The 20,695-nt window shown below is 37.0% G+C and carries 18 protein-coding genes and 2 pseudogenes; 13 read left to right on the top strand and 7 right to left on the bottom strand.

What is annotated here, in order from left to right; genetic code table 11:
* The first annotated feature begins 27 nt into the window (after window positions 1-27).
* The 5 genes from IGJ63_RS10075 to IGJ63_RS10055 all read left to right on the top strand — a co-directional run bounded on the left by IGJ63_RS10075 (window position 28) and on the right by IGJ63_RS10055 (window position 5,524).
* A complete protein-coding gene (locus IGJ63_RS10075; protein ID WP_438746418.1) occupies window positions 28-1,320 on the top strand; it encodes a GntP family permease in 1,293 nt (430 codons plus the stop codon).
* Window positions 1,321-1,341: 21 nt separating this feature from the next.
* Window positions 1,342-2,490: a glycerate kinase gene (locus IGJ63_RS10070; RefSeq protein ID WP_353973713.1), complete on the top strand. Its 1,149-nt coding sequence runs from the start codon at window positions 1,342-1,344 to the stop codon at window positions 2,488-2,490.
* Window positions 2,491-2,631: 141 nt separating this feature from the next.
* A complete protein-coding gene (locus tag IGJ63_RS10065; protein ID WP_002356518.1) occupies window positions 2,632-3,645 on the top strand; it encodes a CdaR family transcriptional regulator in 1,014 nt (337 codons plus the stop codon).
* 122 nt (window positions 3,646-3,767) lie between these two features.
* Complete coding sequence (locus IGJ63_RS10060; RefSeq protein WP_438746415.1) at window positions 3,768-4,670, top strand: diacylglycerol/lipid kinase family protein; 903 nt, start codon at window positions 3,768-3,770, stop codon at window positions 4,668-4,670.
* Between the two features lie 119 nt (window positions 4,671-4,789).
* Window positions 4,790-5,524, top strand: a complete 735-nt coding sequence (locus tag IGJ63_RS10055; RefSeq protein ID WP_002384134.1) for a YcjF family protein — start codon at window positions 4,790-4,792, stop codon at window positions 5,522-5,524.
* A gap of 282 nt (window positions 5,525-5,806) precedes the next feature.
* On the opposite strand, the gene IGJ63_RS10050 is transcribed toward IGJ63_RS10055, so the two are convergent.
* The 4 genes from IGJ63_RS10050 to IGJ63_RS10035 form a co-directional block, all read right to left on the bottom strand.
* Entirely contained in the window at window positions 5,807-7,516 is a 1,710-nt protein-coding gene (locus IGJ63_RS10050) for an ABC transporter permease/substrate binding protein (RefSeq protein ID WP_231414229.1), read from the bottom strand.
* Complete coding sequence (locus tag IGJ63_RS10045) at window positions 7,509-8,699, bottom strand: quaternary amine ABC transporter ATP-binding protein (RefSeq protein WP_438746412.1); 1,191 nt, start codon at window positions 8,697-8,699, stop codon at window positions 7,509-7,511. Before IGJ63_RS10045 ends, IGJ63_RS10050 begins: the two co-directional genes overlap by 8 nt.
* 200 nt (window positions 8,700-8,899) lie before the next feature.
* Entirely contained in the window at window positions 8,900-9,532 is a 633-nt protein-coding gene (locus IGJ63_RS10040; protein ID WP_002356525.1) for a GntR family transcriptional regulator, read from the bottom strand.
* Between the two features lie 14 nt (window positions 9,533-9,546).
* Complete coding sequence (locus IGJ63_RS10035; RefSeq protein WP_002365037.1) at window positions 9,547-11,493, bottom strand: ABC-F family ATP-binding cassette domain-containing protein; 1,947 nt, start codon at window positions 11,491-11,493, stop codon at window positions 9,547-9,549.
* A 213-nt stretch (window positions 11,494-11,706) separates the two neighbouring features.
* Between IGJ63_RS10035 and IGJ63_RS10030 the strand changes: the two genes are divergently transcribed.
* Window positions 11,707-12,357: a redox-sensing transcriptional repressor Rex gene (locus IGJ63_RS10030; RefSeq protein WP_002356528.1), complete on the top strand. Its 651-nt coding sequence runs from the start codon at window positions 11,707-11,709 to the stop codon at window positions 12,355-12,357.
* A gap of 42 nt (window positions 12,358-12,399) precedes the next feature.
* Here IGJ63_RS10030 and IGJ63_RS10025 read toward each other — a convergent pair whose 3' ends face one another.
* Window positions 12,400-13,053, bottom strand: a complete 654-nt coding sequence (locus IGJ63_RS10025; protein ID WP_002362272.1) for a CPBP family intramembrane glutamic endopeptidase — start codon at window positions 13,051-13,053, stop codon at window positions 12,400-12,402.
* A gap of 18 nt (window positions 13,054-13,071) precedes the next feature.
* Window positions 13,072-13,248 (bottom strand): hypothetical protein, encoded by a 177-nt coding sequence (locus tag IGJ63_RS10020; protein WP_002356530.1) that lies wholly within the window; start codon window positions 13,246-13,248, stop codon window positions 13,072-13,074.
* A gap of 232 nt (window positions 13,249-13,480) precedes the next feature.
* On the opposite strand from IGJ63_RS10020, the gene groES reads away from it, so the two are divergent.
* The 4 genes and pseudogenes from groES to IGJ63_RS10000 all read left to right on the top strand — a co-directional run.
* Window positions 13,481-13,765, top strand: coding sequence for a co-chaperone GroES (gene groES, locus IGJ63_RS10015; protein WP_002356531.1), 285 nt, complete (start codon window positions 13,481-13,483; stop codon window positions 13,763-13,765).
* 57 nt (window positions 13,766-13,822) lie between these two features.
* The gene (groL, locus tag IGJ63_RS10010; protein ID WP_002362559.1) at window positions 13,823-15,448 is read left to right on the top strand and encodes a chaperonin GroEL; all 1,626 of its coding nucleotides are present in this window, start codon (window positions 13,823-13,825) and stop codon (window positions 15,446-15,448) included.
* Window positions 15,449-15,750: 302 nt separating this feature from the next.
* Window positions 15,751-16,470, top strand: a complete 720-nt coding sequence (locus tag IGJ63_RS10005; protein WP_002356534.1) for a response regulator transcription factor — start codon at window positions 15,751-15,753, stop codon at window positions 16,468-16,470.
* A gap of 23 nt (window positions 16,471-16,493) precedes the next feature.
* Window positions 16,494-17,003: pseudogene (locus IGJ63_RS10000) on the top strand (hypothetical protein); the annotation flags it as partial.
* A gap of 42 nt (window positions 17,004-17,045) precedes the next feature.
* Here the strand turns inward: IGJ63_RS10000 and IGJ63_RS09995 are convergent.
* A protein-coding gene (locus IGJ63_RS09995; protein ID WP_438745968.1) for an IS3 family transposase occupies window positions 17,046-18,202 on the bottom strand; the annotation gives its coding sequence in 2 pieces (ribosomal slippage) (window positions 17,046-17,944 and window positions 17,944-18,202; 1,158 coding nt in all).
* 80 nt (window positions 18,203-18,282) lie between these two features.
* On the opposite strand from IGJ63_RS09995, the pseudogene IGJ63_RS09990 reads away from it, so the two are divergent.
* From IGJ63_RS09990 to IGJ63_RS09980, 3 genes and pseudogenes are all read left to right on the top strand, one after another.
* A pseudogene (locus IGJ63_RS09990) lies at window positions 18,283-18,486 on the top strand (hypothetical protein); the annotation flags it as partial.
* 16 nt (window positions 18,487-18,502) lie between these two features.
* Window positions 18,503-20,050 carry a glucosaminidase domain-containing protein gene (locus IGJ63_RS09985; RefSeq protein WP_438746410.1) on the top strand — a complete coding sequence of 516 codons (1,548 nt, stop codon included), beginning with the start codon at window positions 18,503-18,505 and terminating at the stop codon, window positions 20,048-20,050.
* A 218-nt stretch (window positions 20,051-20,268) separates the two neighbouring features.
* Window positions 20,269-20,679, top strand: a complete 411-nt coding sequence (locus IGJ63_RS09980) for a GtrA family protein (protein ID WP_002356537.1) — start codon at window positions 20,269-20,271, stop codon at window positions 20,677-20,679.
* Window positions 20,680-20,695: the final 16 nt, after the last annotated feature.

Here is a 20,695-nt window from a genome sequence, read left to right as displayed (position 1 = left end):
GTAAACAATTTAAGGAGCTGATTTTGAATGCCAGATATTACAATATCTTGGGTTGCTGCAATTTTAGGATTAGTTGTAGCGATAGTATTAATTTTGAAAAAATTTAATCCTGTGTATTCCTTGTTTTTTGGTGCAATTGTTGGTTGTCTTATTGGAGGCGCTTCCCTGTCAGATACAGTCGCTGTTCTATTAAACGGAACACAAAGTATTATGGGAACCGCAATCCGTGTCTTAGCAGCCGGCATGTTGGCGGGTGTGATGATGGAATCTGGTGCGGCAGAATCAATTGCCAACGCCATTGTACAAAAGCTTGGCGAGAAAAAAGCTATTTTATCTTTGGCATCATCCACAATGGTAATTACAGCAGTGGGCGTATTCATTCCTGTTGCAGTGTTGATTGTTGCCCCGATTGCTCTATCTGTTGGGAAAAGTACGGGTATCAGTAAGTTATCATTATTGATTGCCTTATCAGGTGGCGGCAAAGCGGGCAATATTATTTCGCCTAATCCAAATACTATTGCAGCGGCGAACGGCTTTGATTTACCTTTAAGTGACGTTATGATTGCTGGTTTTATTCCAGCCGTATTTGGCTTAATTACAGCTGTTGTTCTTGCAAATATCATGAGAAGCAAAGGATCAATGGTCAAAGAAACGGATCTTGTAGAGGAACAAACAAAAGAATTATTACCTTTGAAAAAGGCGTTAATCGCGCCAGTGTTAGCGATTGTCTTATTATTACTTAATCCGATTGGCGCCGTTTTAAATATTTCTTTCATCAAAAGTTTGAATATTGATGCTCTGTATATTTTGCCGTTCGCTTCAGTTGTTGGGACAATTGCGATTGGGCAAACAAAACAACTGGCCTTTTATGCGTCTTCTGGCTTGAAGAGAGTAACCGATACCGTTTTAATTTTAATTGGTGCAGGTGCAATTGCTGGATTAATTTCTGTTTCTGATTTATCAACACAAATTGTCCACTTAATTTCTGTAATGGGAATTTCTGGAACCTTCTTGGCACCGATTTCTGGTATTTTAATGGGCTTAGCAGTTGGTTCAACATCCACAGCGGTTATTTTAGCGACAGGTTCTTTTGGACCAGCGATTTTAGATATGGGCACATCTTCACTTTCAGCAGCAGTCATGGTGCATACTGGGGCAACTGTGATTGATAGTGTTCCTCAAGGCAATTATTTCCATATTACGGCACAAAGTATGAATATGACGATTAAAGAAAGAATTCGAGTGATTCCTTATGAAATGTGTGTCGGTGGGGTAATGACGATTGTTGCAACCATTTTATATGGCTTTATTTTAAACTAGTTGGAAAGTAGGCGCGAAAAGATGACGAAAAAATTTGTTTTGGCTCCAGACTCATTTAAAGAAAGTATGAGTGCAAAAGAAGCCTGTCTGGCAATGGAAAAAGGGATTTTAGCTGTATTTAAAGATGCAGACATTCAACATGTCCCGATGGCAGACGGCGGGGAAGGAACGGTGGATTCCTTAGTGGATGCAACAGGAGGCACAAGAGTACCAGTGCGTGTGGCAGGACCGCTTCCTGATCAAATCGTTGAAACCTATTACGGCTTATTAGGTGACCAAGAAACGGTGGTCATTGAAATGGCGAAAGCCAACGGAATTGAATTGGTCAAAGCAGCAGAACGTAATCCCTTGATCACTTCTACTTATGGTACAGGAGAGATGATTCAACATGCGCTCAATCATGGGGCAAAAAAAATCATTATCGGCATTGGTGGTAGCGTGACAAATGATGGGGGTGCAGGTATGATTCAGGCACTTGGTGTGCGTTTGTTAGACAAGGAAGGGCAAGAATTGACACGTGGCGGTGGTGCATTAGATAAATTGGCGCAGATCGATTTAACACAGTTTGATCAACGTATTTTTGCTACCGAAGTTCTAGTAGCTAGTGATGTGAATAACCCACTAACAGGGCCAACAGGGGCGTCTCATGTCTTTGGTCCGCAAAAAGGTGCGACAGAAGAAATGGTGGCTCAATTAGATAAAAACTTAGCCCATTATGCAGCAATCATCAAAAAAGAGGTCGGCATTGATGTTGAGATGATGCCAGGCGCAGGAGCTGCTGGTGGTTTGGGTGCAGGGTTACTAGCATTCACAAAAGCTCAGTTACGCCCAGGGATTGATATTGTCGTAGAAGTGAATCAATTAGAAGAAAAAATAAAAGCTGCTGATTATGTCTTTACTGGTGAAGGCGGGATGGATTTTCAAACAAAATTCGGCAAAGCCCCTTATGGCGTCTCGCGTTTGGCCAAGAAGTATCAAAAACCGGTTTTCGCTTGTGCTGGCTATATCGGCAAAGATGTGGATGTCCTCTATGAAGAAGGGATGACGGCTATTTTTGGAATTTTGGCCAAAGCCGAACCATTGGAAGCAGCATTGAAAAATGGACCAGTTAACTTAGAAAGAACCGTTGAAAATATTGCTCGTACATTACAGCTGGTGCCTTGTGACTAAGAACTAACCATGGTATCATCAGTAATGAAAGCTGAAATAAAAATGTTCAGTCGTTGATCTGAAGAATTAAGCGTTTGGGACATAAGTCATTGCGGCTTATGTCCCAAACGCTACTCGCTTTTTAGAAAGTTGGCGATAGCAATGTTAAAATTAGACAAAATCCAAGCAAATAAAATTGTTGAAAAGTTAATGGCGGATATTCCTTATAACATCAATATTATGGATGAACGAGGAAAAATTATTGCGAGTGGAGATTCTGCTCGAATTGGGGAGCGCCATCGTGGCGCAGAAAGAGCCATCAATGAACGAAAAAATATTGAAATTTATAAAGATACTTCTTTAGAGAAAAAAGGCACCAATGAACCGATTATTTTGAATGATCACATTTTAGGTGTCGTAGGCATTTCAGGAGAACCAGACGAGGTGCGCAAATTTACCAAGCTTGTGCGCTCGATTGTTCTTTTACTGACAGAAGAATTAAATACACAACAAGAACGCGAAAAAAAGAAAAAACAAAAAAATCAGTTTATCCAGCACTTAATGCATGTTGATTCTGCTTACTCAGAAGCCTTAAAACTTGAAGCGTTGGAACTATATAACCTTCAATTAGATGACCAGAATCATTGTGTACTGACCAAGGATAAGCGCTTATTATCCAGTTATTATCCTGGCCATGAAATATTTGAATGGGAAAATTGTTATCTGGTGATTACTTCTGAACCACCTCAGATAACAAAGCCAGTAACAGAATACCTTGTGATAAGTTCGGAAAAAGCCACGATTCAACAAATGGTCCAAGAGGCACAAAACACGTATTTACTTCTATCGTTTCTTCAATTAGAAAAGGCTAAGTTTTACCAAGCAGAAGATTTTTTCATTCAAGGCATTTTTAATTTTCCTTTTCATATTGAATTGGATTTTTTTGAAACCATCCAGACGATTTATGATGAATACTATGAAACCGTTATTTTTTTCGCCAATCATAACTTAAACATCAATGAAACCTCACAAGTATTACATATCCATCGAAATACATTGAATTACCGTTTGAAACGAATTCATGAATTGACGGGGATGGATCCAAAAGTTTGGCAAGATTTTTGGAAATTGTTCTATTATTTTGCCTATTGCTTTAAAGAACGTTTTGAAAAGTAGTGAGGAGCAGGAATGCTTGTTTGTTAAGCAAGTGTCAGCATATTTTTCGCCAGAATTAAAAATATCTTTTATAATAATTGTAAGGAATCAAACGATTTAGATATCAATGAGGAGTGGTGCCAGTGAAAAAAGCAGTTTTAATTGTTAACCCCAGTTCTGGTGGTGAAAAAGCCAAAGAATTTGAAACGTTAGCAGAAGAAAAATTAAAGCAGTTATTTGATGAAGTTGTAGTGAAACAAACAGAAAAAGGCGGCGATGCAGAACAATTTGCCCGTGAAGCTGCGGAAAGTCACTTCGACAGTGTTTTCGTAATGGGGGGAGATGGAACCGTTAATGAAGGAATTAGCGGGTTGGCAGAACAAGCTTACCGCTCAAAATTTGGCTTTTTTCCTTTAGGAACGGTGAACGATTTAGCGCGAGCCTTGAATTTACCGATGGACCCTGAAGAAGCGATTCAACAATTAGATTTAGAAAAAACCAGTGCTTTAGATGTGGGGAAAATCAATGACGACTACTTTATGAATGTCGTTGCGATTGGGACGATTCCAGAGTCAATTAACGACGTGGACGTTGAACAAAAAACGAAGTTAGGAAAACTCGCTTATTTTATTTCAGGTGCCAAACATTTAGCGAATGCTCAAACGTATCCTTTTCATTTAAGATTGGATCAAAAAGAACAAACCATTGAAAGTAGTACCGTTTTAGTTGGCTTAACAAATTCAATCGGTGGGTTTGAAACATTATTACCAGAGGCCCAAGTGGATGATGGCAAACTTCATTTAGTTTATTTAAAAGATCAATCATTGTGGGATGCAGTAAAAGCAGTCCCAGATTTGTTAAAAGGCGTCGACCAGTCCACTGATAATTTAGTTTACCTAACCTTTAAAGAAGGAACAATCTCCTTAGAAAACCAAGAAGAATTAACCACTAATGTGGATGGTGATGAAGGAGCTGCTTTGCCAATTACGCTGGAAATTTTACCTAAACACTTGACGGTGTATTGCGGTGAAGAACAAACAAAATAGCTGATTTTTTGAGAAAAGCTAGAACATTTCTATTTGTTTAAAAAACAGATAAGTTCTGGCTTTTCAAATCATCTAAAAGAGAATCAATCAGGGGCTATGCTATACTTTGTTTCTACATATTGATAGATAAGGGAGTTAATGAGATGAGAAGAAAAAAACATAAAAACAAAAAGAAACAAGAACTTTTTGAAGAGATTGAAAAACAAGAATTAGCAGAACAAGAAACTAAGCAATTGAATGAAGAAATCGAAGACCCAGAATTTCGTTCTTTTTTTCAAGATGTCTTGAAAAAATTTCCACAAAAAACGTCTACGGCCATAATGAATGCTTTCGCAACTTCTAAAGGTAAAGCAGAACAATTAGTGACGAACAGTCAAACACAACTCGACAAAGTATTTGATGAATTTTTGGCTGGTGTTTCACCTGACGTGAAAAAGAAAAGTCATCAAACGATTCATTTTGCTGCATTGTCAGCAGCAATTATTGGGTTTTCGCCAATTCCGTTTTCGGATGCTTTTTTACTGGTACCTGTTCAATTAACTATGATGTCACGGCTGCATAAAATTTTTGGTCAGTCTTGGTCCGAAAGCTTAGGGAAAAGCTTAACCAAAGAATTAGTAGTGGTTAGTTTAGGTAAGAGTGCAGTCGGGAATATTCTAAAAGTGATTCCTGTTGTCGGAACTGTGACTGGTGGCATGGTCAATGCTTCAGTTGCGGTAGCAATTACGGAAGCGCTTGGCTGGGTGACCGTCAAAATGTTAAACGATGGTGTTGATATCTTTGATGATGTGATGTCTTTCAAAGGACAATTTTCAACATTATTTAAAGCCATCCAAAATGCTAAAAAGAAATAATCACTGTATCGATTAACTAGGGTGAGACACATTTAAACTTTTTTAAGTAATTCGTAGCAAATTTCCAAGGTTTTCGTCACAAATTATTCACAGGTTCTCGTTAATATATAAGCATACCAACAAAACACCCAACATAAACACTTTTCATTTTTACTCCTCAAGTAAAAATAACTCCTTTCCACTCAGTCTACCCAACTGAGTGGTTTTTTTTCGAAAAAAGAGGGCGTTGAACAATTTGTTCAACGTCCTCTTTTAATAGATGGGGAAGTCATTTGTTAAGAATTATTTTTTCCATTCTGCTACTTGGTCTTTATGTGAATCAACCCAATCACGTGCAGCTTCTTGTGGGTCTTTGCCTTCGTTAATTTCTAACATGACAGATTCCATATCCTTAGTTGTCCAATGGAAATTATCTAACACTTTGTAAGCTTCTGGTTGATCTTCTTTTAGGCCTTGGCGAGCCATTGTGTGAATCGCTTCTTCGCCGCCCATAGTGCCTTTTGGATCAGCTAAATATTTTAAATCATATTTTGCAAACATCCAGTGAGGAGACCAGCCAGTAATAACGATGTCTTCGTTGTTTTTAATTGCTTGTCCTAAGGCGACAGTCATGGCACCTGATGAAGAAGTTTCAACAGACCAATCTTTCAAATTAGGATAAGCTTCTTTAGTTTTCTCTGCTGCTGCAACAACACCAGCCCCAGGTTCAATTCCAGTAATCTTTTTCCCAGCTTGATCAGATAAATCTTCGATAGAATCAACATCCATATAAGAAGGGACGACAATTCCTAGCTTTGCACCTTTAAGGTTTTCACCAAGGTCGTCTAATTTATCTTTATATTGTTTATATTGCTCTGCGTGAGTTCCTGGCAGCCACGCACCAACCATGGCATCTGTTTCACCTTTAGCTACAGATTCCCACATAATTGCGTTATCTAAAGGAGTCGTTTTAACATCATACCCCATATCTTTTAAGACTTCGGCAACAACATGTGTGGAGGCTACTTCGGTATCCCATTCCACATAAGAAAGGGAAATTTGCTTATCATTTGTTGTTGTAAAAATTGAAGCACCAACTAAGCCAGCGACAATTACAACAACCGCTGCAATAATCCCATATTTTTTCTTTTTAGAGGTGGTACCAGCTGCTTTAGGGGCTGCTTTTTTATTATTTAAATGTTGAGTAAAACGGTCAATGATAATCGCTAAAATAACTAAAGCCACACCATTTACGAAACCGTTCCCGACTTGCGCACGTTGTAAAGCAGAAAGGACGCCACGTCCTAATCCAGGCGCACCAATCATTGAAGCAATAACTACCATTGATAGAGCTAGCATGGTTGTTTGGTTAACACCAGCCATAATCGTGTTTTTGGCTAAAGGTAATTCTAATTTGAATAATTTTTGCCAGCCAGTACTACCGTAAGAATCAGCTGCTTCAACAAGTTCATTTGGTACTTGTCGAATTCCTAAATTCGTAAAGCGCACGGTTGGTGGTAAAGCGAAGATAACAGAGGCGAAGACCCCAGGAACCATACCAATTCCGAAGAATGCAACGGCTGGAATCAAGTAAACGAAACCAGGCATTGTTTGCATGAAGTCCAAAATCGGTGTAATAATACTCTTGGCTTTTTCGCTTTTCGCCATTAAAATCCCTAGTGGCACACCAATGATAATGGAAATAACACTAGAAAGTAAAACTAACGTAACGGTACTCATTAAATCGTTCCATAAGTTTTGATTATAGATAAACATTAAGCCGATAAACGTGAATAAACTTAAGCCAATTTTTTTATTAGAAATAAAGAAAGCAGCAATCGTTAATAGCACAATCAGCACAAGTGGTGGTACGGCTGTTAGTAAGGCAGTAATGTTGTCCATTACACTTTGACCAATTGTTTGTAAAAAGCTGAATAATCCAGCAAATGTTGAAGTTAACCAATCAGTAAAACTTTCAACCCAAGACGCGACAGGTAATTGATACTTATTCATGTTCGTTCACCTCTGTTTCTGCAAGTGCTTCAAGTACGCTACCACGGATGACCACGCCTAATAGTTTGCCGTTATCAGTCACGGCAAGAGGCGTTTGTGCATCATAAATCAGTGGGAAAATATCATTCACTAACATATCTTTGTCGATTGTTTGAATTTCTGGATCCACACATTCTACAAGAGAAGTCCCGTTTTTACGCGCTTCTAAAGCTTTTTCTGCGCGTACAACGCCTTTTAGTTGGCGTTTTTTATCCACGGCAAGTAACATACTCACTTCTTCTTGACGCATCCGTTTTAAAGCAACAGTTGGGCCATCAATTTCAATGTTAGTAGTTAAAGCAGGTACCATAATATTTTGGGCAGTTAAGACTTTTGAACGATCCACATCTTCCACGAAGGTTCGCACATATTCGTTGGCTGGGTTGGTTAAAATTTCTTCTCCAGTCCCAATTTGCATAATTTGACCATCTTTCATCAAAGCAATCCGGTCGCCGATTCGTAAAGCTTCATTCAAATCATGTGTGATAAAGATAATGGTTTTTTTGACATTTTCTTGTAAATCTAATAGTTCGTCTTGCATTTCACGACGAATTAACGGATCAAGAGCAGAGAACGCTTCGTCCATTAATAAAATTTCTGGATCGTTAGCCAAGGCACGAGCAAGTCCGACACGTTGTTGCATCCCACCAGATAATTGACTTGGTAATTGGTCTTTAAAAGCAATTAAGCTAGAATTTTCTAAGGCTTTTTCAGCTTTTGCTTGGCGTTCTTCTTTAGGAACACCACGAATTTCTAAACCATATTCCGTATTTTCTAAGATAGTTCGATGGGGGAAAAGACCAAAGTTTTGGAAAACCATGCTCATTTTATTTCGACGTACTTCACGTAATCCTTCTTTATCTAAAGAAGAAATATCTTGTCCATCAATATAAATATTTCCTGAAGTTGGTTCAATCAAACGATTTAATAAACGAATTAATGTTGATTTTCCACTTCCTGATAACCCCATAATAACGAAAATTTCGCCTTCTTCAACTTCGAAATTTACATCATAAACACCGATTGTGGCACCCGTTTTTTCTAAAATTTCTGTTTTGCTTTTGTTGGCACGAATCATTTCAAGTGCCGGTTTGGTTTTCTTACCAAAGATCTTGGTAAGGTGATTTACTTTTACTTTTGGCAAATCATTGTTCCTCCTCATTAAAAAAAGTGACTACATCAGACTACTATAAAGTTGTCACTTTGTCAAATTAGATGAAAATCTTTCTGAAAATGAAGAAAAACAGTATTTTAACTAGGTTTTATAGTGGTTTTTTATGAAAAATAGAAATAATAAATAAAAAAAGTGACTATTTACCGCAAGATAAGTAGTCACTTTTTTGTTTAAGGATAAAAGAAATTCTGCACTCGTTGTAAGGTTGACTCGTCATGTCCAACAAAATAAAGTGTGTCGTTCAACGAAATCTTTGCATATGGACCAGGTGAGACCAGAAGTTCTTCTTTGTGTTTGATGGCGATAATCGTTGCCGAAGTGTTTTGCCAAAAATTCATTTCGCTAATCGTCGCCTCAAGATAAGCAGCTTCTTCTGTTAAAACTAATGAATAAGGATTCATTGGATTGAAAGAATCAAAACGCTTTGTTTGTTCAACAAGAGTATCTAGAATGCTAGAAAAATGAGTAAGTTCTTCTTTTTGTTTCGCTACGCTATCTAGCAATTCTTCTTTAATTTCAGCAATCGTTTGAACGTCTTGATATTGTGTCACAAAGTCCTGCGCTTTTTCTTTTGATGCCACATAGAAGCCGCTGCCGTGTTTGGCTTTAACGATTTCTAAATCGACTAAAACGATAATGGCTTTGCGGGCTGTTTCTGGCGACACTTGGTATTGGTTAGCTAGGGTGGAACGGGCATGGATTTTATCTCCGACATGTAATTTGCCTTCTGCAATTTTTTCCGCAACATCAACGGCGATTTGTTGATATTTGGGCTTCGTTAAACTGATTTTTTTGGAAGCCATAGTGAATCCCTCCGTTAATTGTTATTTTCCATTTCTTCTAATTCTAAACTGAAATTTTCCCATTGCTCAAGTAGTTCATCTTGTTGCTGACGAGCGTCATCTAATTGTTGGTTTAGAGCCAGCAATTCAACATGATTTTCTAGAATGTCTGGTTGACTCATTTGTGCTTCTAATTGTGCAATTGTCGTATCTAACTGAGCAAGATTTTCTTCGACTTGTGTTATTTTTCTTTGCAAAGTACGGAGTAATTTTTGTTGCTCCTTGTTTTGATAAAAGGTATTTTTGGCTGTAACTGGTTCGGGTTTTTTCGCCGCTTCTTCATTAGCTAAGAGGGCAGCTATTTCTTCTTCCTCTTGTTTCTTTTCTAAATAATAATCATAGTCGCCTAAATAAAGTTTGCTGCCTTTTTCGGAAAGCTCAACAACTTTTGTTGCAATTCGATTGATAAAGTAACGGTCATGGGAAACGAAGAGGATGGTTCCTTCATAATCAATCAGCGCATTTTCTAAAACTTCTTTATTATCGATATCCAAGTGGTTGGTTGGCTCATCGAGAATCAAGAAATTGTCACGATCCATCGCTAATTTTGCTAATGCCACACGTGCTTTTTCGCCACCGCTTAATAAAGGAATCGTTTTTTCAACATCGTCTCCACTGAAGAGAAAGCCGCCTAAAATACTTCGAATCTCTTTTTCAGGTGTGGTTGGGTGTTCATCCCATAATTCCGCTAAGACCGTTTTATTGCCATGTAAATTGGCTTGCTCTTGGTCATAGTAACCTACAGAAACATTGGTGCCAAAAGTTTTACTTCCTTTAATGAAAGGAATGCGGTCAATAATTGATTTCAAGAGAGTAGATTTACCAATTCCGTTCGGTCCGACTAAGGCAATGGCTTCTTTGCGACGAATATCCAAGTGAATAGGTTCGGATAAAATATGTTCTTGGTCGTAACCAATGGCGGCATCTTCGACTTGTAAAACAACATTTCCCGAGACTTTTTCACTATCGAAAAGAAAATGCGCCGATTTTTCATCTCCTTGAGGTCGGTCTAAACGGTCCATTTTTTCTAATACTTTTCGGCGACTTTGTGCACGTTTCGTTGTAGATGCACGAACCAGATTTTTGGCAACGAAATCTTCTAACTTATTGATTTCTTCTTGTTGCTTTTCATACGCTTTCCATTCACTGGCTAATTGTTCTGCTTTTAACTCTAAGTATTTGGAATAGTTTCCTTTGTAGTGAGTCATTTTTTTGCGACTCAGTTCATAAACTTCATTAACTACCTTATCTAAAAAATAACGATCGTGGGAAACAATCAATAGGGCGCCGGCATAGCTTGGCAAATAAGATTCCAGCCAAGAAAGCGTCTCGATATCTAAGTGGTTTGTAGGCTCGTCCAGAATTAAAATATCTGGTTTTTGTAAAAGCATTCTCGCTAATGCAAGCCGGGTTTTTTGACCACCAGATAAGGTTTGAATATCTTTCGTGTAAAAGGATTCATCAAAGCCAAAGCCGTGAAGGACTGAGCGAATTTCATTTTCATAGCCGTAGCCATTTTTTTCAGAAAACGTATGTTGCAATTGATCGTACTCTTTTAAAATTCCTTCATAAACGGAAGTGGTTGGCTCCATTTCACTAATTTTAGTTTCTAATTCTCGCATACGCTGTTCCATTTCTAGGATGTCAGCAAAGGCTTTTGTCATTTCTTCCCAAACGGTTTTATCTGATTCTAAGCCGGTATTTTGAGCTAAATAACCTAACGTAGCAGTTTTATTTTTGGCAATGGTTCCGCTATCGGGAGCATCAATGCCTGCAATGATTTTTAAAAAAGTCGATTTTCCAGCACCATTACGACCAACTAAGGCAATCCGACTTTTTGTTGCAATTTCTAAATGTATGTTTTCAAACAATGTTTCCGAGCCAAAATGCCGGGCAACTTGATTTGCTTGTAATAAAATCATCAGTAGTCCTCATTTCTAAATTCATTGCCCTTAGTGTAGCATAAAATCTGCTAAAATAGCACGTATCAAAAAATGCTTTGTGAAGGTTTATACCTTTTATCACAAACTTTTGAAGAAAAATGCTATTTTTGAGCCATAGAATTGCTTTTTATTGTGAAAAACTGCTATTATGTTAATGGATAAGATTTAAGTGAAAGTATTGGAGGTCCAATTGTGAAAGATCAAGTTATTCCAAAAGCAACGGCGCGACGCCTTCCTTTATATTATCGCTACTTAAGAATGTTACATGATACAGGAAAAAATAAAGTCTCATCAACTGAATTAAGTGAAGCGGTACAAGTAGACAGTGCGACTATTCGTCGTGACTTTTCATATTTTGGTGAATTAGGTAAACGTGGGTACGGCTATGATGTTGAAAACTTAATGAACTTTTTTGCAAAAACATTGAATGAAGATGAGTTAACCAATGTCGCATTAATCGGGGTTGGTAATTTAGGAAGTGCTTTATTAAAGTACAAATTCCATCAAAGCAACAGTATTCGTGTAAGTTGCGCATTTGATGTGAATGAAGATATTGTGGGACGCATTGTTGACGGTATTCCGGTTTATCCAATGGAAGATATGATGGAACAAATCCGTGTTCAACAAATCGAAGTAGCTATTTTAACTATTCCAGCTCGCAAAGCGCAAGAAGTTGTGAACAAACTTGCCGAAGCAGGGGTTAAAGGAATTCTAAACTTTACGGCTGCGCGTTTAGTAGCGCCACCTGAAGTATTAATTCAAAATGTTGACTTAACCAACGAATTACAAACATTAATTTATTTCTTACATCATGACAACGAATTGATTGACGAAGAAGAATAAGCAAAAGAAAAGGGCCTAGTCGTTTAGACGAAGGCCCTTTTCTTATTGAATTGTACCATTATGCAAAAGTAGTTGAACAATAATCACAATCGTATTCATGCCGCAATGGGCAATAATTGAGGTCCAAATTTTTCCAGTTTGCTTGTACAAAAGAGCAAAGAAAAATCCCATAAAGAAATAAACAAAAAAGTGACCATCGGCATGTGCGAGTGAAAAAATCGCCGAACTAACAGTAGCCGCAATCCAGAAATTTGTAAAAGGCTGGATTAAATGGATAAATGCATAACGAAAGACGAATTCTTCCATAATCGGACCACCGATAGTAGTTGCCAAAATAAATAAAGGATTTGCCAAAATCACCGCTACAATAGCTTGTGTATTTTGAGAAGTAGCTTGTTCTCCTGTGATGGCTACTTCAATGGCAAAAGTAACCCCTTGAATCAGCATGGCAATGAAAATCCCACTAACACCTAGTAAAAAAATAAAAATAGGTGATTTCAAGGTTGCTGTTTCCTCTAAAGGAGAAGGTTCTGTTGTTTTTAAAAAGATGCCAATCATTACAAGGGCGCCAATAATGTAGAGAGCAGTTGTCACATTAATCGCTGCATTGGGGGAAATACCCGAAAAAAGTAACGGCCCGAAAAAAGCGATAATGTATGTGACTAAAATAAATAAACTTGATTTTCTTAAGGTCATGGTTAATCCTTTCTATAATTATTTTTTACGATTATTGCGATATCCTAATAAAAGAAAAACGAATAAGAAAAAGAAAAGAGATTCCCAAAGTGTCGAAACAATTCCTTCTGTGACACTGAAAACAAGATTTCCTAAATTCGCTATCACAAAATAAACGAAGGTTGCTATTAGTGCTGTAAGTAAACGTTGTTTCATTTTATTCGCCTCCAATCGTAGTCAATTTATTTTACCATGAATTAAAGGATTGGAAAAACATTCCATGAAAAAAGAATACTCAATAAAAAATGCGTATCTTATAATTGACAAGAAAAAGAGAGAAAAGACTTGCATTTTTAGAGTGAAATGAGTATTATAAATAGTGTGAGTTAGCACTCTTATGTATCGAGTGCTAAAATAAGCGAAAACTTTTTATTTGGAGGGATTTATTGTGTTAAAACCATTAGGCGATCGCGTCGTAATTAGAGTCGCGAAAGAAGAAGAAAAAACTGTTGGAGGAATTGTTCTTGCATCCGTTGCAAAAGAAAAACCACAAACAGGTGAAGTTATCGCAGTAGGTGAAGGTCGTGTGCTTGAAAATGGCACAAAAGTTCCGATGGAAGTAAAAATTGGTGACACAGTAATGTTTGAAAAATATTCAGGAACAGAAGTGAAATACGAAGGCGTAGAATACTTAATTGTATCAGCCAAAGACATTATTGCCACTGTTGAATAATAAACAACTTTTACAGAATAATATAATAGAAGAAAAAAATTATGAGGTGAAGAAATCATGGCAAAAGAGATTAAATTTGCAGAAGATGCACGTGCAGCAATGCTACGCGGAGTAGATGTATTAGCAGATACAGTGAAAGTGACATTAGGCCCTAAAGGTCGTAACGTTGTTTTAGAAAAATCATTTGGTTCACCATTGATTACTAACGATGGAGTAACAATTGCTAAGGAAATTGAATTGGAAGATCATTTTGAAAACATGGGCGCAAAATTAGTTTCAGAAGTTGCTTCTAAAACGAATGATATTGCTGGTGACGGAACAACAACAGCGACTGTTTTGACACAAGCCATTGTTCGTGAAGGCTTAAAAAACGTAACTGCTGGAGCTAACCCATTAGGTATTCGTCGTGGGATTGAATTAGCAACAAAAACAGCAGTAGAAGAATTACACAATATTTCATCTGTAGTTGATTCAAAAGAAGCGATTGCACAAGTCGCTGCTGTTTCATCAGGTTCTGAAAAAGTCGGCCAATTAATTGCTGATGCAATGGAAAAAGTTGGTAACGACGGCGTAATTACCATTGAAGAATCAAAAGGGATTGAAACAGAATTAGATGTGGTTGAAGGAATGCAATTCGACCGCGGTTATTTATCTCAATACATGGTTACTGACAACGATAAAATGGAAGCTGTTTTAGAAAATCCATATATCTTAATTACCGACAAAAAAATCTCAAATATTCAAGATATCTTACCTTTATTAGAACAAATTCTACAACAAAGCCGTCCACTATTGATCATTGCGGATGATGTTGATGGGGAAGCTCTACCAACATTAGTATTGAACAAAATCCGTGGTACATTTAATGTTGTCGCAGTAAAAGCGCCAGGATTTGGTGACCGCCGCAAAGCGATGCTTGAAGATATTGCTATTTTAACAGGTGGTACAGTAATCACTGACGACTTAGGGTTAGAGTTAAAAGACACAACTATTGAAAACTTAGGAAATGCTAGCAAAGTAGTTGTCGACAAAGATAACACAACAATTGTCGAAGGTGCTGGTTCAAAAGAAGCCATTGATGCCCGCGTTCATTTAATTAAAAACCAAATCGGCGAAACAACGTCTGATTTTGATCGTGAAAAATTACAAGAACGTTTAGCTAAATTAGCTGGCGGGGTTGCTGTCGTTAAAGTCGGTGCTGCAACTGAAACAGAATTAAAAGAATTAAAATTACGAATTGAAGATGCATTAAACGCAACACGTGCCGCTGTAGAAGAAGGCATGGTTTCTGGTGGTGGTACCGCACTGGTCAATGTAATTGGTAAAGTCGCTGCGCTAGAAGCTGAAGGCGATGTGGCAACAGGGATCAAGATTGTCGTTCGTGCATTAGAAGAACCAATCCGTCAAATCGCTGAAAATGCTGGTTATGAAGGATCAGTGATTGTTGACAAACTAAAAAATGTTGACTTAGGTATCGGATTCAATGCAGCTAACGGTGAATGGGTAAACATGGTTGAAGCCGGTATTGTTGACCCAACAAAAGTAACTCGTTCTGCCTTACAAAATGCAGCTTCTGTGTCAGCTTTATTATTAACAACTGAAGCAGTTGTTGCAGACAAACCAGAACCAGCTGCACCAGCTCCTATGATGGATCCATCAATGGGCATGGGCGGTATGATGTAAAAATAAAAAAGTATTCTAAAAGCTTACGATTGAAAAATCGTAAGCTTTTTTTTACATAAAGAATAAATAATCTAAATAATATCTTTGCTTATGGTGTTTTCTCAAATATTTACTCAATTAACAAAAAAGATGATAATTTAAAGGCTTCGTTTTAGCTAGACAGCCTTGTTTTTATTCGATAAAATTTAGTAATAACAATCATTTTTTGAAAACTAGTAGTTGGTAATTTTTATTTATTAATAGAATATAAATAAAAATTATTATATTTTGAAGGGGAATATTAGGAAGATTGAGGTGGAAAAATGGAAAAATATACAATTGGTGTCGTTCCTTTGACAATTGAAACAAAAGAATACTGTCAAAATTGGTTTGTTAGTAATCAAGTAGAATGTCAGATCATCCAAGGAACAAATATACTTCTTCATTTGCACCATATTGATGGATTAGTGATTGAAGTTACTGACCACCAGCAAGTAAATACTTGTTGTGAGTTATTAATGACGATTCGCAAGCAGTCAGATTTACCGATTTGGTTATTTTCTCGGACAGAAGTAATTAGTAAAGTCAATCGAATTATTTATTTACAATTAGGTGCAGATGGCGTTTTTGATCATTCTTATGATCGTCAAGAATGCATGTTAAGCATGAGTAATTTATTGCAACGTGTAAAAAGACGTTTTTATCCTAAATTAGCTATTGCAAACGAGGAACAAACAGTTACTAAGAATCTTTCTGAGAGATTGTATTTAATTGCGCCAAATTTGAGTGTTTGCTTGGGAAGTGGAGAAGAAATTCTTTTAACAAAATTGGAATTTTTCACAATAGAGTATTTATACAAACACGCAGGACAAACAATTACATATGAAGAACTCTACAAAAATGTCTGGAAAGATACTGCGAATGAACGAAAATATCGTGTCGCTAATGTGATTTTCCATTTGCGTAAAAAAATTGAACAAGATGTGAACAAACCACAATATATCAAAACAATTCGTTCAAAAGGCTATATGTTAACGGTGTAAAAGGTACGAAGGAGGAGAAACAAATGTGGCAATTTTTGACTAAAAACAATGAAGATGAGGAGTATGAGAAGATGCCGGATTTTGAAAATGAACAATCGATGAAAGCACAACCAACGGTAACAGAAGAAGCAATCTTTGATGACGAGGTCGTTTATGCAAAAGAGCAATCCGCAAAAGTAAAACAGGTCCAGCAACAAGTGCCGACTGAACTGTCAGAAGAGTCATTTTCTTTTGTTGAAAAACTAGAAGAAGAAAATCAACTATATCAGCAATCCATTAAAAAGCTAACGGAGCAATTATTAATGCAAACCAATGAAGTGGAAGCATTACAAAAACAAGTAGTCGAAAAAGATGTTCAACTTAAACATGTTAAAGAAACATTAAGTGATAAAGAAACAACTATCACTTCTTTACAGAAACAATTGTCTGAAGAAAAGATGCAACAGAGACAGACCAGTGAAGAGAATTTAGACACAGCCGTTACGCTTTCTCAAAAAGAAATTGGCGAAGTGTTATTGGAAGCCAAACGTCAAGTGGATAGATGTCAATAAAGTAGACACAAAAAGAGAAGATACTTAAAGACATTCAAAGTAAAGAGCCTCCTTTTCATTTGGTGTAAGCATATCTAATGTTCCGTGAGGACGTTTGGTGTTATAGAATCCTTCAATGTAAGCGAAACAAGCCAAACGTACTTCTTCGATTGAATGGAATGAACGGCGATTTAATTCTTCTTTTTTCATATATTTAAAAAAAGCTTCGGTAACGGCGTTATCCCACGGATAACCTGGTTTTGAAAGAGAATGGACAATCGGATGATGCTCTATAAACTTTCTAAATTCAAAAGAGGTATATTGAGACCCTTGATCTGTATGAAAAAGAACAGGATTCATTAATTTTCGAGAATGAAGTGCTTTTTCTAATGTTTGAATGGCTAGTTTTGTATCAATCGTTGATCCTACGGTCCAAGCAATTACTTTTCTAGAAAACAAATCTAAAACGACACACAAATACGCAAATGTTTTCTTCCCGATGGGGATATAAGAAAAATCACTTGTCCAAACTTGATTTGGTGCAGGTGGATTGAACGCTTGGTTTAGATGATTTGGCCGTGTTAAAGAAACCTTGTTTTTCCTTTTTTTGAAAACAGGCTTTACTGTAGACATTTTTGGGAGGTCCATTGCTTTCATCAAGCGATAAACACGACCAATACTAATCGAAATGCCATAATCACGCAAAAGAATCTGGCGGATTTTTGCAGCGCCAAGACGTTTTTGAGAAGAAGTATAAATTTCTAAAATCACTTTTCTTAGGTGTTGATTTTCTTTTGTTCTTGGGGCTACTTTTCCAGAAAAGCGTTTGTAATAAGTGGAACGATTGACTTTGAGTACACGACAGAGTGTAACAATACTGTGTTCATATCGAAGAATGTGTATGGCTTTTAATCGTTCGTCAAGCGAGGCGTGAATATGGCAATCGCTTTTTTTAGGATTAAATTTTCCTCCTCGAGTTGCGCATTTCGTTTTTGTAGCTGTTTGATTTGACGGGCCGTAAGGATCGTGTCATCGTCAATTTTTACTTCGGAATATTGTTTGACCCAACGAGCAATTGAAGAAAGAGCAATGCCGTACTCCTTAGCTAAAGCATTTTGAGTTTTACCACTTTCGTGAAGTTTTACAATGGATTTTTTAAACTCTTCGTCAAATTTACGTGGTGATTTTCTGTTATTTACCATATTAAAAATTCCTTTCAAAATTTCTGTCTATTTATTTAATAGTATACCAAAAAATGTGTCTACTTTATTAGGATACATGCAAAGCAAAAGAAACAATTAGTCAAGCCAAACAACAAGTTGCAACAGTTCATGAAGAAATGGAACAACGTTTAGCAACTTTAACACGCATGAAGCAAGTGGCAAGAGAGTACCAAGCTTATTGTGAACAAATGCTGACAATCAAGAATGAATCAACAGGAACGTACCAACAGATAGAGCAGTTATTAGCAGAAATAAAGAGGTAAATGAAGGAGAAATGCGATGAAAAAAAGAAAGGCAAGATATTTGAAGTTGGTATGTATTGGAATTTTAGGGATTTATGCGGGCGCCAGTTACTACAATTCGGAACCATTAATCGCTCAAGAAGAGACCGAAACGAGGGACGAAAGTCGACAGCTATCGCTGGAAGAAAAAAGAGCGGACCAAGCCAATCAAGACCAAGGAACCCTTACTTCTTCAACGCTGAACGAAACAATAATAAGTTCGTCTGAACAACAAGAAAGTTCAACACAAAATGACAGCAGTGACCATCAGGAAAATAATGTGGAACCATTAGAATCTGAAAATAGTTTACCGCCACAAGAAAAGACAATTGCTAGTACTAAACCAACCGAATCGTTACAAAATGAGCAACCAGTATCTGAAGAGCGTAAAGCGCTCACTGAGAAGTCACCTCATAATCAGGAACCACAAAATTCTACATTAACTGAAAAGACCAAAGAGCCGTTGGTACATTCAGAGGTAGACAATAGTCAAGAAAAGGAAAAGCAAGCAGGAATTCAACAACAAGCCGAGGCAAATTTTGTTGTCCAAGAGAATGCTTCTACTTCTGAGTTTATTAGAAAAATCGGTGAAGAAGCACGAGTTATTGGTCAGCGACATGATCTATACGCTTCTGTCATGATAGCTCAAGCTATTTTAGAGAGTGGCTCGGGCAATAGTGCGTTAGCGGCGGCGCCAAATTATAATTTGTTTGGCATTAAAGGCGCTTATCAAGGTCAAAGTGTCAGCTTTCCCACACAAGAAGATGATGGTAAAGGGAAGATGACCACCATTCATGCCGATTTTCGTCAGTATCCTTCCTATAAAGAGTCTTTAACAGACTATAGTAAATTAATCATCAATGGGCTGGCGGGTAATCCAACGTTTTATCACGGCGTTTTGAAAGCAAACACGACGAATTATCAGCAGGCAACAAAATTTTTAACAGGTCGCTATGCAACGGATACATATTACGATAAAAAATTAAATGCGTTGATTGAAACCTATCAATTAACTGAATACGATCAAGAAAAGAAGAAACCAGTAGTGACTAATTTGGCAGAAGAAAAGAAACCTTCGTTTGATAAGGAAGCAGTCAAAGAACAGCTAAAAAAAGAAGCAGTCATCTATGAAGTAAGCAAAGGAGATTCTCTCGCCACCATTAGCCAGACGTTTGGTGTGTCAGCAACAGCCATCTTAAAACAAAATTCAAAGACTCAAGAAATGTTTTATATTGGCCAAAAAATCACGATTCCTCAGCATACAGCGGCGACTTCTCTAGAACCGAAAGAACAAGCGTTACTTCAATCACTAATAATCAGTAAATCGGTGACTAATGCTTTGGAAACTGCAGAGCAATCAAATGGTACAGCGAATGACTCAAAAACAGAGTCTACTGAGTATTATGAAGTAAAAAGAGGAGAGACACTCGCAAAAATTGCTAAAAAAACGGGCTATTCCTTAACCGCACTCAAGCAGGCAAATGGCTTAACGTATTCTGTATTAACCGAAGGACAAACGATAGCACTTCCTAAGCTAAAGGACTAATGCTGATTTAACTTATTGGTCGATAGAGTCAATATATTATTAGACGAAGAGTAGAGGAAAAGTTCATTCATGGATGAACTTTTCCTCTACTCTTACTATGTTTTTCATAAATACTTAATAAATAGTAAAATTAGCAAGAGAATTGTGTCTTTACACAAAATAGATAGGTTTTCTTGCCGAAGTTTGATAAAATGATTAGTTGAAAGGATGCGTGAAAATTGAAAGAATTATTTCGTAAATACCGAGAAGTACTGGCTTATTTATTTTTTGGTGGTGCAACGACGGTCGTCAACTTAGTTGTGTTTTTTGTTTGTCAAAATGTGTTAGGGCTGGATTACAAGATAAGTAACACAATTAGTTGGTTTTTATCTGTTCTATTTGCCTTTTTCACGAATAAATATTGGGTATTCGCAAGTAAGCATGAAAGCATAGCTGGTTTTTTTAAAGAAATGGGCTTATTTTATTGGTACCGAATTTTATCTTTTGTGGCTGATATGGGTTTAATGATTCTCCTAATTGATGGCATTCATTTTTCATCGTTTTGGGCGAAAATGATTACACAAGTTGTAGTAGTGATTTTAAATTATTTCTTCAGTAAATTTTTCATTTTTAAAGAAAAAGAGGTCTAAGCAGATTTTAGGCTAA

It is taken from the genome of Enterococcus sp. DIV1375a (genome assembly GCF_051712205.1).
Classification (GTDB): domain Bacteria; phylum Bacillota; class Bacilli; order Lactobacillales; family Enterococcaceae; genus Enterococcus; species Enterococcus faecalis.
Note: the sequence above shows the minus strand (reverse complement) of the source record. Positions and strands in the feature narration are given on the sequence as shown.

Coding starts and splice junctions, on each gene's coding strand:
- IGJ63_RS10050 (WP_231414229.1), bottom strand. CDS start 7,516: ATGAATAAGTATCAATTACCTGTCGCGTCTTGGGTTGAAAGTTTTACT.
- IGJ63_RS10020 (WP_002356530.1), bottom strand. CDS start 13,248: ATGAAACAACGTTTACTTACAGCACTAATAGCAACCTTCGTTTATTTT.
- IGJ63_RS10025 (WP_002362272.1), bottom strand. CDS start 13,053: ATGACCTTAAGAAAATCAAGTTTATTTATTTTAGTCACATACATTATC.
- IGJ63_RS10035 (WP_002365037.1), bottom strand. CDS start 11,493: ATGATTTTATTACAAGCAAATCAAGTTGCCCGGCATTTTGGCTCGGAA.
- IGJ63_RS10070 (WP_353973713.1), top strand. CDS start 1,342: ATGACGAAAAAATTTGTTTTGGCTCCAGACTCATTTAAAGAAAGTATG.
- IGJ63_RS10065 (WP_002356518.1), top strand. CDS start 2,632: ATGTTAAAATTAGACAAAATCCAAGCAAATAAAATTGTTGAAAAGTTA.
- groL (WP_002362559.1), top strand. CDS start 13,823: ATGGCAAAAGAGATTAAATTTGCAGAAGATGCACGTGCAGCAATGCTA.
- IGJ63_RS09985 (WP_438746410.1), top strand. CDS start 18,503: ATGAAAAAAAGAAAGGCAAGATATTTGAAGTTGGTATGTATTGGAATT.
- IGJ63_RS10040 (WP_002356525.1), bottom strand. CDS start 9,532: ATGGCTTCCAAAAAAATCAGTTTAACGAAGCCCAAATATCAACAAATC.
- IGJ63_RS10005 (WP_002356534.1), top strand. CDS start 15,751: ATGGAAAAATATACAATTGGTGTCGTTCCTTTGACAATTGAAACAAAA.
- IGJ63_RS10075 (WP_438746418.1), top strand. CDS start 28: ATGCCAGATATTACAATATCTTGGGTTGCTGCAATTTTAGGATTAGTT.